This window comes from Staphylococcus sp. ZWU0021 (assembly GCF_000798895.1).
In the GTDB taxonomy this organism is placed as follows: domain Bacteria; phylum Bacillota; class Bacilli; order Staphylococcales; family Staphylococcaceae; genus Staphylococcus; species Staphylococcus saprophyticus.
On the sequence record NZ_JTLN01000018.1, the window covers coordinates 1 to 14,901 of the forward strand.

Sequence of the window (14,901 nt, forward strand, 5' to 3'; positions counted from 1 at the left end):
GCTACTTTTTTAGTCATAATACAACCTACCTTTCAATTATATTTTAAAACCTAAGTACTACATACACTAGAAACAAGGAAGTTTAAACATAAAATGTTTTCTAGTTTTTTTCACAAACTACATGTGCATTTTTATCTGCTTAGTTTAATCTTATTTAATGTTAATTGTAACTGATTATGCCTTTGTATGGGCATCTACAATATCACGACATTGTTTAGCAGCTTCTACAGGGTCATCAGCATTTGCAATGCCGCCACCAACAATAATTAAATCAGGATTTTCTGCAACAATATCTTTAATTGTATCTGGTTTAATACCACCTGCAACTGCTACTTTAGAATTACTAATTACAGATTTAACTTTACGTAAACTTTCTAAAGGAGATTGACCTTCAGCTTGTAAGTCATAACCAGTATGAACAGCGATATAATCTGCGTCTAAATCATCTAAATCTTGTACTGCAATCATAGCTACTAATTTTAGAAAAGTAATCGTTTAAGATTAAGTGAATTACAAAATACACTACCTTATATCAATCAGCGTATGTTAATAAGAAAACTTCGAGAATTAGAGCAAGACAAAATCATTGAAAGAACTGTCTAACCAGTAGTTCCCCTAAAGTAGGTTGTAAATTGAATGAAATAGAATTAAACCTTGATAAACTAGTTTCTTCAATTTGTAGTTAGAGCATTGACTTTCTAGATACAATTAAAAGTAATAATCATTATTAGAAATTATTATGCCTTTTTATTAAATTTAGTTACTAAACAAGCGACTTCAAATATTAAGTGAAATCATTCTCATATACCAAGTAAAGTGACAAATAAACATTGAAATTTCATTTTTCAACTATCTAAATTAATTTACTCTAGTAGTACTTTTTTAAAAATGTCTTTTCAAAATTCATGAGCTGATACATAAATTTTTCAAAATCTTCTCTAACAAAACAACTTAACAAAAGTAACTTTATTTCTTTTGTTAAGTTTATTTTCATTTCTTTTAATAAGCGTTCTCCATTATGCGTCAAACTCACTAATTTAGTACGTTTATCATTCGAATAAACTCGTTGCACATAACCTTTGCTTTCTAACTTCTTAACACGTTTTGATGCAGCTGTCTTATAAGTACGTTGCTTATTTGCTAAGTCGTTAATCGATACTTTTTCATTATGCTGAATAAAATACATTGTTTCTATTTGTTCATAAGATAAGTAACGACCTGGTTCCAATTCTTTAACCATGTTAGTAATTGCTTTATTAATATTCGCTGTAGCATCATAGAATTGGTTAATTATTATTTCTAAGTTTCCCTCTTTATGCTCCATATTAACCTTCCTTACTAAACTATCGTTTTTCAACCATCATTGATTTTTAAAAATTAAATATTACTTATTATAAGCATAATAACTTTATTCCATTACATCACTTTCTTCAGCTTTTTCAGTTGCTTTTCTCATCAGTGGATCAGTAATTGGTTTAAAGATAACACCAATTAATAAAAATCCTATACCAAATAATGAAAGTATCACTAATTTTTTAGTTAAAATTTCAGGTACAGGTCCTCCAACTGCTTCTCTTAAAGCATCTATTGAATAAGAGAAAGGTAAATAAGGGTGAATGACTTGGAAGAACTCTGGTGTAACTTGGATAGGGAAGGTTCCTCCACCACCTGCTATTTGTAGTACAAGGAAGATGATTGCAATTGCTTTCCCTGGATTTCCTAACAATGACACTAAAGTATATACAATTGAAATAAATACAAGTGATGAGAATACTGATATAGCAATAAACCATACAACAGATTCAACTTGCGCTTTCAGTATCACCATATCTCCAATTGATACGATGAGTGCTTGGATAATACCCAACGTGTAAAACAACCCACTCTTTCCTAGATAAATTTCTCTTGTCGTTAGATGTGGCTCTAATGATTTATGTTTATTATCTGTCGTTAATAAACTTACTAGTAATAAAGCTCCTACCCATATTGCTAATGCTGTGTAAAATGGTGTGCTTGCTGAACCGTAGTCTTTCACAGGAAATATGTCTTTTTGATCTATATTAATTGGATTTGCGATTACATTAGCTTGTTTTTTCAAATCATTTTTCAATAAGTCTACCATTTTATCCACTGCATCGTCGTCTTCAATCTCGTCAAATAGTTTGTTCGCTTTAGCCAGATCTTTTTCAACATCTGGTAATTGATTACGTGCAAAATCTGCCAAATTGTGCAAGCTTTCTTTTGCACGTGGTTGATTTGTATCTAAAATATCTACCAAATTATCATAGCGATTAAACAGTGTAGGTATTGTATTGTTCACAGTTGCTGTTGTATCAGATAACTGTTGTTCTAAACCTGGCAAGTCATTTTCAATAAATGATGCTGCGTTAGAAACACTTTGTTTAAATTGTGGATAATAATTTTGAGCAATAGACATTGCATCCATATATCTTTGCTCAATGACTGGTAGTGCACTTTGAATCGTCTCAACTCTATCCTTACCAGTAGTTAAAATACTTTCTCCTGAATTTATAACTTGATCAATTGTGTTTAATTTCGATTGAACAGTTGATAGTTTTATATCGCCGTCATCTAATAATGACATCACATCATTAGATACATCTAATAATTTTTGGTTTAGTTCTAACTTAATATAGTTTCTTAAATCATCTAAGCTACTATTCACGCGTGGAATTTCTTTAAGTAATTCTACTGCTTCTTCTTTACCAGAACTTCCATTCGAAAGTGCTTCACTAAGTTGATTTTGTGTCTTAATTAAATTATTAATTCTATTATTTGCTGACTCTAATTCCTTAATCTCATCAGAAAGATCTACCTTTTCTCTATCTTCAAGCTCTGATAATATATCTATAAACTTTTGATTGGACTTACTTGTTACTTCAAGCCTAGATTTAATATTATCTAAAGTTTCTTTGAAATCTTTTGGCTTATCTGTAGATATAATACCGTAAGTGACATTTTTTAGCGCATTAATATCTTCTTGACTACTTTCCGCTTGTTTGTCGGTATAATTGGATAAAGATAATAATGATTTTGATAGTGAAGATTCCATTGCGCTTACATCTTCACTACTTATTGCTGTTCCATTTTGATTATTTCCAGCATTGTCGCTATTACTATTACTTATTTGCGAAGTTTTAATATTTGAATAACTATCTGACCCTTTAGAACTTTGCTGCTCAGTTTCAACATTTTCTTGTAATCGATTATTAGCATTTTGATTTGCTTCTTGTGCATTATCAACGACTTCTTGATAGCCTTCGACACGCTGTTGCACTGCAGGTAAATATCCTTGCGCTTCATTCAGGCCTTGTAACCCTGCGTCAACCCCTGCGCTTGCAAGGTCTACACCACGATTAATTTTTGGAAAAGCTTCTGGTACATCATTAGATGCAACATTCAAGGCATTCTCAATATTTGGCATGTAGTCATTTAATGCCAATATCAATTTAGCTCGCTCATTTAATGTCGGAATGGCCGCATTAACTTGGTTTAATTTATCTGCAGCATCTATAACCTCACCTTTATGATTTCCTAACGCTCTAAATTCATCAGCATAATTGTCAATTTCATCCTGATTTTCATCTAAATATATTATTTTATCAGCAAAATCATTAATTTTGGGTATAGAATCATTAGCTTTAGATACTGCATCTTCAATTTTATTTATGGTTGGAATTTCTTCCTCAAGTTTCACGCCAAGTCGATTTGCTTCATCTAATAATGCTTTTGTTACTGTCTCATTAAATTGTTCATTTGCTTTTTGAACAATGGCACTCGTCCCTGCATTTGTCATTTTAGGCGCAATCGCATTAAGTTTTTGATTCACTTTGTATTCTACGTCTGCTTGCTGTGGGTTTTTTCGAAGTGTGCCGGTAATTTGGTGTGTAAACTTCTCTGGTATGTAAATGGCCGCGTAATAATCGCCCATCTTCAAATCATAATCGGCTTTTTTTCGACTTACAAATTGCCAATCAAAGTTATCATCTTTCTTTAGTTTATTGGTAATTTTATTGCCCACGTTCACATTTTTATCTTTAACTGTATCTCCCTTATCCTCATTTACAACAGCCACTTTAATATTTTTAGTATTACCGTATGGATCCCATGTCGCTTCTAAGTTAAACCAAGCATAAAAAGAAGGAAGAAGTGCTAAACCTCCTAAAATCACTAAAACAGCAGGCGTCTTAGCAATCTTTTTCAAATCCATTACAAATAATTTTATTGCGTTCTTCATTTATACACCTCTAAAACTGTATCTATTGATTTTTCTTACATAAATTTAAAATTACTATTTGTTAATTTCATATAAGTTGATATACTGAATGCATTAACAAAGTCTATCCATTTTATAGTTGATATGTATCAACTAAATCTAAGTCTGTTTACAGTGTACCAAGACAAACCATAGTTTGTACATAGCAAAATAATATATTTTAGAAAAGAGGTATTTTCATGAAGCAACAAAAATTATTAGTCTGTTTGCTTTCAACGTCTTTACTTATTCCATCATTTTCTATCAACGATGTTAGTGCCGAATCTTTAGAAAAAAGTGCCACAACTTCTGAATCAAATGACGTGTATAAGGAAAAAGATGAGGAGCAAGCTAAGCAATCACATTCATCAAAAAATGGAAATGATGAAAAGAATAAAGCTAGTGATGAAAAGGAAAATAGTGAACGCAAGAGTAAGTTAAATAGTACAAAAGATGAAAGGACTACAGAAGATATTAATAATAAAAGACATAAAACTTCTGATAATAAATCATCCAATGAAAAAATACCAAGTTCATTTGAAAATTCATTTAATGATTCATCGTCTTATGATAGTTTGAATGTTTTCAAGCCAGAACCTTTTAGGAGTGACAAGGATGGGCTATCTGAATTATTAAATCAACTGTTCTCTAATAATAAAATGAAACAAACTTCTACTATAGAGAATAACGATGTACAAAACGAGAAGAATGACAGTCACAATGATAATACATCTATAAATCAAATAAATCCAAATACGACATATTCGGATGATAGTGACGAATCAAATACTAACAATTTAGAAAAGAATAGTGATAAGGGTTCACTACAAGATGACATTGATGATGTACAGTCATCTGAGAAGTCAGAGAACGATGATATAGATAATAAGTCTGAATCAAACAAACTTCCAGTTGATAAAAATCAAAAAAAAGATGATGGTGAGTCAAAACAATCCTCCCAACAAGATCAATCTTATGAAGAAGCAAATAATGATGCTGATAATCTAGACAACAAAGATAATGACACACCTGCTACTGAAAACGATAATGCCAACAGTGATAACGAAAATGCTGATAAATCAGATACAAAATCTGACGATAAAGTATTAGATGCAATTTTAGACGAGTATAGTGAAGATGCTAAAAATAATAAAAAAAAATATGATGATCAAAAAGATGATTTATCAAATGGAAATAGTAAAAGTAAGAAAAATAATTCTGAAAAACAGGCATCGAATACAAATGCTAACCCTCAATTACCGTCTGAATCACAATTAGCTAAAAAAGAAAAGCCAGCTCAATCATTTGAAAACGACATAAACCAATCAAACATCAGATCTACTGCAACTTTCCAACAATTGCCAAATTTATCGGATGATAATAACAATTCTAACGATATAACAATTACTGAAAGTAAAAATACACGAGATTTTATTAAAACAGTTGCACAAGACGCTCACGACATAGGTCAAGATGAAGATATTTATGCATCTGTTATGATTGCCCAAGCCATATTAGAATCTGACTCAGGCACTAGCGATCTTGCTAGTTCACCCCATTTCAATTTATTTGGAATAAAAGGAGCTTATGAAGGTCAGTCGGCTACATTTAATACACTCGAAGATAATGGCAACCATACGTTCCAAATTTCAGCAAACTTCCGCAGCTATCCAAGCAAAAAAGAATCATTGGAAGATTATGCCAATTTAATCAAACACGGCATCGATGGTAACCAGGACATTTATAAACCAACATGGAAAAGTGAAGCTTATAGTTACCGTTCAGCAACAATGCATTTGGCTACCACATACGCGACTGATTCACAATACGCGGACAAATTAAATAGTATTATCAACCACTATGACTTAACACAGTTTGATAATAAAAAAATGCCTGATTTAGATAACTACAAAGCGAACAACGATGATTATGATTCAGCCTTCAAACCATTTTCAGAAACAACAAATGACTCTCCTTATCCTCATGGGCAATGTACATGGTATGTTTATAATCGCATGGCACAGTTCGACAAATATGTGAGTGGTGATTTAGGCGACGCACGAAACTGGAATAATCGAGCAGAAAGAAAAGATTATGCTGTTTCTTCAACACCAAAAGCTCACACTGCCGTTGTATTTGAGGCAGGTCAACAAGGGGCAGACCAGATCTACGGTCATGTAGCTTTTGTAGAAAAAGTTAACGATGATGGTTCTATCGTTATATCAGAATCAAACATTAAAGGACTTGGTATCGTTTCTTATAGAACAATTGATGCAGATGCTGCAACTGAATTGAGTTACATTACAGGTAATAACTAGTAAATTTAAATATTCCTTTTATTTTCTTTATTAAAGTGTTTAATTTAGCTTTTATTCATTCAAAATACAAATGCTCCATTCAAAGTTCCACTTACTAGTGTTCACTTTGAATGGAGCATTTTCAATATACTATATAAATTAACTCGTACTAAAATACGTTATAATTTAATATTTACAATTTTTCGATTTATTTCGTTTGATGAACCATATTAATCCACCACCTATAATGAAAAGTAGAATCCCTAATGGAATTGTTGATTTTTTTACTACTGTTCCTGTATCAGGTAAAGAAAAATCACCATTATTGTCAAATAAACCACTTAAAAAGCTACCCGAGGAATCACCTAGAGATAAAGCACGCCCAGGCGAAGGATTAGATATATCCTTAATTCCATCTAATATACTATTTCTATTGAATAAATCGTCAAATAGACTTGGTGTACCAAGTAATTTTGAATTTCCACTTAATTTTCGCATCTGTTCATCTCTGTCTAACAAACTCCCATCAAATTTATTCGATAAACTTGGCGTATATTTTAATGGTTCAAACAAACCATGGATATCATCTTTAAATTTACTTATATCTTTATCAGCCTTTAATAAATCATTCAACTCATTATTAATTCCCGATTTCATTAGATTTAATAAGTTATGCTTAGAATCTTCTTTTTTGGCAATAACGTCAGCAAGCGCTTTAGCTTTAGCATCATTTAATTTCGTAGCTAGCATTGCTTCTAAAGCTTTACGTTTATCATGAGATTGGTCCAATATATTTTCTAAAATATCATCGCTTGTAACATTGTCCCCAAAATGATGTTTGATTAAAGCTACAATTTGTTCGTTACTCGGATTTTTATGCATTATTTCACCAGCGATTTTTGATGTATCTATATGATCAAATTTAGTTAATAGTATCGTTTTAATAAGTTCTTGCTTATCAGATGTTTTATCAAACATAGATTTTAAAATATCATCACTCGTAGTAGTAGATAAGTTATCTAACTCACTAACAACTTGACTCGCGATTTGTTGATCTGTTTTACCTTTTGTATCTATACGTTCTAAAATAGATTGTGCACTCTTTTTATCAAAAGTACCACTAACAATATCTTTTACAGCTTGTTCTTTATTATTTACAGATTGTAAATGATTTAATACAACGTCATTTTGTTTCTTTAGACTTTGTTGCGTTTTTTCTATTTCCTTTTTCAATTTTTCTTTGTTTTTAGCAGATATTGAGTCTCGTTCAGAAAGCTTTGAATCCAATATCTTTAAATTATTTTCTTTATTTTCGACATAATAATCTAAATTATCTTTTACTTTTGAATGGTTTGTCGTAACTTTATCGATGTCTTTTTTAATTTCGTCTGATTGTTGCATTTGATTACTCTTAGTATTAGATGTATCTTTAAATGCTAAACCGTCTTGGTTGTTTTCTTTAACAGCGCCTTCGTCTTTTTCTGAAGCCGTATTTTTATTTTCTTCACTATCATTCATATCTGCTATATCTTTACTTTCTTCATTTAGTTTACCCATATCAACTAAATGAGATATATCTTGCTTTGTATCTCTTTGATTTAAATTAGCATCAAACGTATTATCTTGCAGGTCTTCTTGATCGAACAAGTCAATACTATCTTGTTCTTCAATATGGTTAGACTTTTCTTTAACAGAAGAAACTATATTTTTTTTACTATCTAACTCACTTTTCACACTTTTCTTATCTTCAGATACTTCCTTTTTGTCATTTTCAATTAAATGACTCTGCACTCTATTCTGTTCAATGATTTTATTATCAACTTTTTTTGCTTTCTTCAATATTGCTTCAACTTCTTCTGTGCTTTTAGCTTTTGTAATTTCTTTAATAGAAGCATCTTTCTGACTATCTTTGATGTTTTTTAATTTATCAATTTTCTCTTTACCTTCTTGAATGCGTTGTTCTAGCGTATTTTCACTATTCGAATGCGTCTCAATATTTAAATCAGCCTTATCTTTTGCTTCTACTGATGGTGTCGAAGTCATACTATACCCCATCAAAGAAGTGCTAATAATGAGTGCCATAGTAGAAAATTTAAATTGATGATTTAATCTGGTTTTATTACTTAAATTATTATACCTTAACTTTTTCATTAAATTCACCTTTCTTCTAATTATTCATCCTCATTATATAGGTTATATAACTTTATTCAAATAGCAATATTGCTATACTATATCATTAAAAAATAAATTTTATGTCCAAATTTATTGATAAATCAACTTATATTTAAAACTGTCGTTATAGTGTCTATATTTGGTCATCCTATTGAATGGAATCCAATGCAATTAACAAATACAGGTGTAAAGCTCACTTCGACAATTGCTTATACACCTACTACATTTCAACAAACAATAGATTTAATTAATGAAGGTAATTTAAAAGTTAAAGATGTTATTACTGATGAGATAGAGCTAGATGATATTGTCGAATCAGGATTTGAAAAACTCATAAACGATAAATCACAAGCAAAAATTCTCATTAAGTTATAAAAATTAATAAAAGAGCCTCTCTAAATTTAGGGAAGCTCTTTTATTAGCTAAAATATAGTTTTATTTAGTCAAGAAATTTGTGAGTTTTTATAATTCATTAATCTAAGGATTGTTAATAAAGTTATTATTTAATAATTGTATTTTTAAATACAAAACTAGGTTCGGCACCTAAAATAATAAGAAATATTTGTGAGTAGTTCACATTTTGGAATTTTAACATCATATCTTTAAAAATTACAAAATTACTATCTTTTTTAACTTTTTTAACTTCTTGTTCATATAATTTTAAAACAGATTCTCTTATTAAAGTTGGTCGCTTATTTTGAATAATTTCACGGTTATCTGAAAACATTAGTAATCCTAAATATTTATAATGGATACTTAATTGTCTTGTCAAACTAGCTATATATTCTAACTTTTCATACATATTAGGAAACTTGTTTCTTAGTTTTTTCAAATCTAACTTAACTTGGTTTAATTCTTCCATTTCATTTATCATTTTATCACTACTCCAATTCCCATGGTTTATTGATATCAAGAGACTCAATTATATTTTTAGTTTGTGATCTTTTAATTTTTCGCATTTTAGCTCTTTCTTCGCCATCCATAAATAATAATTTTTCTTCTTTGGACTGAGGAGAGATTTTGGGTACTTTAATTGGTTTTTTCTTTTCATCCAAAGCTACAAAAGTAAGAAAAGCTACAGCAGCAATTTTTCTTTCTGCAGTGATCATATCTTCTGAAATGACTTTACAAAATATTTCCATAGACTTTTCTCCTGTATAAACTACATAAGATTCTATACAAACTGAATCAGATTGGGTGATTGGATATAAAAATTCTACTGAATCTGTAGAAGCTGTAACACATTCTTTAACTCTTGCATGTCTTCTAGCTGAAAGCGTTGCGTTATTATCAATTTTTTTCATCAACACCCCCCCAAATAGGGTATTATAATTGTTTAAATCATTAATTAATACTTGATCCGTACTGACAATTTTACTGTCACTAGGAAATTTATAATTTTCCATAAAAAACTCCCGTTTCTATAATGTTTATGTTCTAATTATAGAGCGAGAGTATATAAATATAAAATATCTTTTTTTTATACAGCTATAAATTTCTCAAATACCTTTATATTTAATAGTTAATTAAGAAGTTTTCTTGGAGAAATTTAATCCAATTTTTTGTTAAAGAATCAACTATAATATCTTTTCTCCAAATAATACCAAGTTCCCATTTCATGGAAGGTTCATTAATATCGATGGCTTGTAAATTATTATCTAATAAGCCTAGTATTCCTTCGGGTAATATACATATCCCTAGATTATTTAATAACATTTCTTCTATGAAGCTCCATTGGGTGGTTTCAAAAATTATATTAGGATTAAAGCCATAATTTCTACATGTATTTTTGATTTTATCGTTTAAATAGAAATCAGAATTGAATAAAATAAATTCTTGTTCTTGTAAATCTTCAATATCAATCTTTGTTTTTTTAGATAATTCATGATTTTTATGAACGACCAGTTTTAATTTTTCTTCTAAAAAAGAGAATATATCAAAGTTTTTATTATTTGTAGGAAGTACAGTAATTCCCATGTCCAAATCACCATAATATACATCGTTTTCAATTTTTTTACTACCATTTTCAAAAAGTTGAAAAGTTATATTAGGATACATTTCATGAAATTCCGAAATTAAGCCAATTAATCTTCTTATATTAATAATAGTAGGGATTCCAATTTTCAAATGTCCCTTTTTTAATTCTAATAAATTACTTAACTCATTAGGGATATTATCATACATTTTAAGCATTTCTTTACATTGGAAAAAGAAAGCTTCTCCTGCGTCAGTTAAGTATATTTGGTTTTTATACCTATTAAATAAATTTACATCTAATTCTTCTTCTAATAATTTAATTGTATTACTAATTGTGGGTTGTGTGATAAAAAGATTAGATGCTGCTTTGGTCATACTTTTTTGCTTTACGACTTCTACAAAATACTGCATATGTCTAAGTTCCAATAAATTTCCTCCCTTTTTATTATTTCTTCACGTTACCAGTTTTTTAAACTAATTATTTTTTATTATTCTGTATACCGTTGAACGACTAACATCTGTCTGTTTAGCAATCTCTTCGCCTGTAAGTTTTTGTTCATCGTATAAGAATTTGATTTCTCTTTTCTTATAATCTGGCAAAGAAGGACGGCCGCCTTTTCTCCCTCTTGCTCTCGCAGCTTCTAGACCTTTTTTCGTACGTTCACTTAATAAGTTAGCTTCAAGTTCTGCAAATGCACTCATCATTGTAAAAAACATTTTTCCCATCGCATCTTTGGTTGACACATTCATATCAATAATATGTAAATCAATGCCGTTTTCATCTAACCATTGAGACAGATCAATTAATTGTTTTGTTGTACGTCCAAGACGATCTAATTTATAGATAACTAGGATGTCTCCTTCACGTAAATAGTCTAAACACTTATCAAGTTCTGTTCTTTTCGTTTTGCGACCACTCACTTTTTCGCTAAAGATACGTTCACAACCATAGTCTTTAAGTGTATCAATTTGTCCATCAAGACTTTGATCTTGTGTTGATACACGTGCATAACCAATTTTAGCCATTTCAATACCACCTCTTTTAATCGTTTTATGGGCACTTATTAATAAAATCTATTTCTCGATGCAAATAAGCACGTTTCTCATCGTCTGAAAACTCATGATTTTTGATATTTTCGACACATTGATTATAGCACAAGTTTATAGACTTAAATATCCAAGAAAAACCTCTTAATTTTAATTTAAGAGGTTTTGTGTCAAAAACGAACGATTTTTCTAACTAGAATTTTAATTATAGACATAAATTTACACTCTTTATAATTCTAGGCTAGTTATTTTTTATGAAAAACTTTAATGTACTTTTGTATATTTCGTGTTAGTTATTTTATGAATTAATCATGAAAATGTAGATTAGTATCCTTATAAAACAATTAACTCATAATCAGTATTTAAAACAAGCTGAACTCTATTTTTTCTTTGTTAGTGTTAACTGAACAAGCAAAGTATCAACTAAAGAGATGATATAAGAAATACGATTATTATAAGAATCATTATCATATTTTATGATTAAAAAGCATTTTGTTAAAGAAAGGACTTACTATTAACTATCTTATTTTTCATTCATTTTATTACTTTAAATAAACTGTAATTCATAAATGTTCTTATCTTCGTAGTTATTGAATGCATCTATATGCCCTTTTAACAATATTTCTTGTTTTTTTCTACTCACATTATGATAATAGGATAACTTAATATTCATATTGGATTCGTAACCGTTATTTTTTATAGTATCTTCTAATTCATCAAATACTGTCTTATTTATAGGCAACATATAACCTTCTTTACTAGGTAACATATTAACATACTTTTTTTGAATAACTTTATCTTCACCTAATAAAACTTCAATGGTGATTTTTTTTGCTGCACCGCCTCCTAAATTATATAATTTCAAATAATCTTCATTTTCTTCCACATTGGAAGTGGTGTTTTTTAAACTTAATTTTTGGTCTTTATCTCTAATTAATAAAATCTGATTAAATCCTAATGCAGGAATAAAACTTATTTTCATTTGGTAAAGTTGAACTGATACTGATACAAAATAAAATAACGCCATAATAAATGTTCCAAGCGATCCTATCGCTGATATAATATTAATCATATTTAGCTCCTTTTCTTTTTTAGGAAATAGTAGTAGGAAATTAAACATAGCATAAAACAATTTATATTCAACAATTTATGAATATAAATTTCATATTAACTATATAAAAACGAGCATTGGATACCAATTTTTTAGTATTGGATAAGAACTTCCCTTAGCACTTATAATTAGTCTAGCTCTCAACGTAGTTACCGGCACACCATATGCTCCTAAAATGTCTTTACACTCTAAGCGACTTCTTAAACATGGTGGTAATTCATTCGTATTTGGAATTAGGCCACTCATGAATATGATATGTTTAACTTTATTAAAACCTTGATGCTTTAGTAAAATTATCTGCTAATATTTCATCCGTATCTTTAAAACTTGCTTGTGTTAACTTAGCTGAAGGTATGATCGAATGAACAAGATATATAGCGATATCTACGTTTTTCATTACTTCTGTTATCTCATTTAAATCAAATAAATCTGAAGATTTCCATGTAACATTTTGTTCATTAGACTTATTTTCTATATATGCTGAAGCACCTGTTAATAGAATTTTTTCGTAAATTTAGCCTCCAATTTTAAAATGAGCAGGCACATACTTGCCTCAGCTAATCTTTTTCATAATAAGCTAAATTGCTCATTATAATTAAATTAATTTGATGAGTATCAGAAGTACGATTCACATAAAAAGGTACGACAAGTTTATGAGCTTGTCGCACCTTTTTAATGACAATTAGTTACTAACAAACGACTCTAAAAGCCTTTTTAAGTTGTGTTTATTTACCCTTTTTTCTTCCTGATGTTGATTAATATTTACAGCGTCTGTAGTATATGATGCTTCTTACACATCTACGTTTTATCTATCATTAGTAGGTGTATCAAAGGAATAATTAAGCAGCCTCTCTTCTTCTAATTGATTTTTGAATCTTTTTTATTACTCTCTAACGCCAAAACTTGCTGATTCTTAAGCAATCTTTGATCTTTCCTGCAACTCTTTTCTATTCTGGCTCATATATGCGTTTTAAGAAACAAATGTAATTGAATAGGTTAAAAATTATATATTTTTAAAGTTTGCTTTAAACCAACTGTTAAAATGTATAATAAGGATACTGGATTACCACATGTAAATTTGTTTTTAGCACGACGTTTTTTAGGTGTGTAAGTATGCCTTTAGATATAAAAATAAAAGTCAACCTAGAAAAAGTAGATTGGCTTTTTCTTTTGATGCAGTATCGTCAATGTAAATCTAAAAATTATGGCTATAAATCTACATCACTTTTCAAAAATGTAGTCGTGATATTCAATACTAATTAATTTTTATAACTACTAGGAAATATCTCAAGGCGTTTCTTTAAATTAAAAACACCCCACAAATAAATGTGGAGTATTAAAGTGAATATCTTTTGTAGGTTTTATTCCAGATTAGCATGATTTTGCTGCATTGTTTCTTCATCAACGTTTATCTCAGTCATTAAATCTAAAACAATACTATCTAAAAACACTTGTGATGCTTGTTCAAATAGGCTACCTAGAGGTTGTGCTGAACCTTCAGTATCATATTTCGTTCCCGCCGGTAATTCAATCACTGCATTTGCAAGTTCACCAATCTTTGACGTTGGATTTGTTGACAATAATACAACTTCTGCACCTACAGCTTTAGCTTTATCTGCTAATAATCTTAAATGCTCTGTCGAACCTGAGCCAGAAAGGATAACAAACAAATCTTTTTCGGTAATGGAAGGTGTAGTGGACTCACCAACTACATGCGCACCCTTCCCAAGCTGATTCAATCTCATCGCAAAACTATTTGCTACAAAACCCGAACGTCCTTTTCCAGATACAAAAACTTGCTCTGCTTTAATAATTTGCTTTAAAAACGTTTCGGCTTCACTGTCTTTCACATGTGATAATGTGTTGTCTATTTCATCTAGTATTAAACGATAATTTGTGATTTCTGTCATCATTATTTTCCTTCAATCGCAGCTCTACATTGTTTAGCAGCTTCTACAGGATCATCAGCATTTGCAATGCCGCCACCAACAATAATTAAATCAGGATTTTCTGCAACAATA

At 29.8% G+C, this 14,901-nt stretch carries 10 protein-coding genes and 6 pseudogenes; 3 read left to right on the forward strand and 13 right to left on the reverse strand.

The window, feature by feature from the left end; translation table 11 throughout:
- Positions 1-174: 174 nt before the first annotated feature.
- Positions 175-477, reverse strand: a pseudogene (locus L987_RS04260) (orotidine 5'-phosphate decarboxylase / HUMPS family protein); the annotation flags it as partial.
- An 18-nt stretch (positions 478-495) separates the two neighbouring features.
- Here L987_RS04260 and L987_RS13450 point away from each other — a divergent pair.
- Positions 496-686, forward strand: a pseudogene (locus tag L987_RS13450) (winged helix-turn-helix transcriptional regulator); the annotation flags it as partial.
- A gap of 182 nt (positions 687-868) precedes the next feature.
- Here the strand turns inward: L987_RS13450 and L987_RS04265 are convergent.
- Both L987_RS04265 and L987_RS04270 read right to left on the reverse strand, forming a co-directional pair.
- Complete coding sequence (locus L987_RS04265; protein WP_002506273.1) at positions 869-1,324, reverse strand: MarR family winged helix-turn-helix transcriptional regulator; 456 nt, start codon at positions 1,322-1,324, stop codon at positions 869-871.
- An 84-nt stretch (positions 1,325-1,408) separates the two neighbouring features.
- Positions 1,409-4,258, reverse strand: a complete 2,850-nt coding sequence (locus L987_RS04270) for a YhgE/Pip domain-containing protein (protein ID WP_047503198.1) — start codon at positions 4,256-4,258, stop codon at positions 1,409-1,411.
- 218 nt (positions 4,259-4,476) lie between these two features.
- Between L987_RS04270 and L987_RS04275 the strand changes: the two genes are divergently transcribed.
- Entirely contained in the window at positions 4,477-6,594 is a 2,118-nt protein-coding gene (locus L987_RS04275; RefSeq protein WP_047503202.1) for an amidase domain-containing protein, read from the forward strand.
- A gap of 165 nt (positions 6,595-6,759) precedes the next feature.
- Here L987_RS04275 and L987_RS04280 read toward each other — a convergent pair whose 3' ends face one another.
- Positions 6,760-8,724, reverse strand: coding sequence for a GA module-containing protein (locus L987_RS04280; protein WP_047503204.1), 1,965 nt, complete (start codon positions 8,722-8,724; stop codon positions 6,760-6,762).
- A gap of 138 nt (positions 8,725-8,862) precedes the next feature.
- On the opposite strand from L987_RS04280, the pseudogene L987_RS04285 reads away from it, so the two are divergent.
- Positions 8,863-9,120: pseudogene (locus tag L987_RS04285) on the forward strand (butanediol dehydrogenase); the annotation flags it as partial.
- Positions 9,121-9,244: 124 nt separating this feature from the next.
- Here L987_RS04285 and L987_RS04290 read toward each other — a convergent pair.
- From L987_RS04290 to L987_RS13680, 9 genes and pseudogenes are all read right to left on the reverse strand, one after another.
- Complete coding sequence (locus tag L987_RS04290) at positions 9,245-9,619, reverse strand: hypothetical protein (protein ID WP_011304037.1); 375 nt, start codon at positions 9,617-9,619, stop codon at positions 9,245-9,247.
- A gap of 7 nt (positions 9,620-9,626) precedes the next feature.
- Positions 9,627-10,151, reverse strand: coding sequence for an acyl-CoA thioesterase (locus tag L987_RS04295; RefSeq protein WP_011304038.1), 525 nt, complete (start codon positions 10,149-10,151; stop codon positions 9,627-9,629).
- 109 nt (positions 10,152-10,260) lie between these two features.
- The gene (cidR, locus tag L987_RS04300) at positions 10,261-11,148 is read right to left on the reverse strand and encodes a cidABC operon transcriptional activator CidR (protein ID WP_011304039.1); all 888 of its coding nucleotides are present in this window, start codon (positions 11,146-11,148) and stop codon (positions 10,261-10,263) included.
- A gap of 48 nt (positions 11,149-11,196) precedes the next feature.
- Positions 11,197-11,748, reverse strand: coding sequence for a recombinase family protein (locus L987_RS04305; protein ID WP_011304040.1), 552 nt, complete (start codon positions 11,746-11,748; stop codon positions 11,197-11,199).
- Between the two features lie 568 nt (positions 11,749-12,316).
- On the reverse strand, positions 12,317-12,841 hold the full coding sequence (locus L987_RS04310; RefSeq protein ID WP_014287292.1) for a hypothetical protein: 525 nt from the start codon (positions 12,839-12,841) through the stop codon (positions 12,317-12,319).
- 129 nt (positions 12,842-12,970) lie between these two features.
- Positions 12,971-13,394, reverse strand: a pseudogene (locus L987_RS13455) (NmrA family protein); the annotation flags it as partial.
- Between the two features lie 294 nt (positions 13,395-13,688).
- Positions 13,689-13,804: pseudogene (locus L987_RS13460) on the reverse strand (DUF536 domain-containing protein); the annotation flags it as partial.
- 437 nt (positions 13,805-14,241) lie between these two features.
- Positions 14,242-14,790, reverse strand: coding sequence for a 6-phospho-3-hexuloisomerase (gene hxlB, locus L987_RS04315; RefSeq protein WP_011303355.1), 549 nt, complete (start codon positions 14,788-14,790; stop codon positions 14,242-14,244).
- A gap of 2 nt (positions 14,791-14,792) precedes the next feature.
- Positions 14,793-14,901, reverse strand: a pseudogene (locus tag L987_RS13680) (3-hexulose-6-phosphate synthase); the annotation flags it as partial.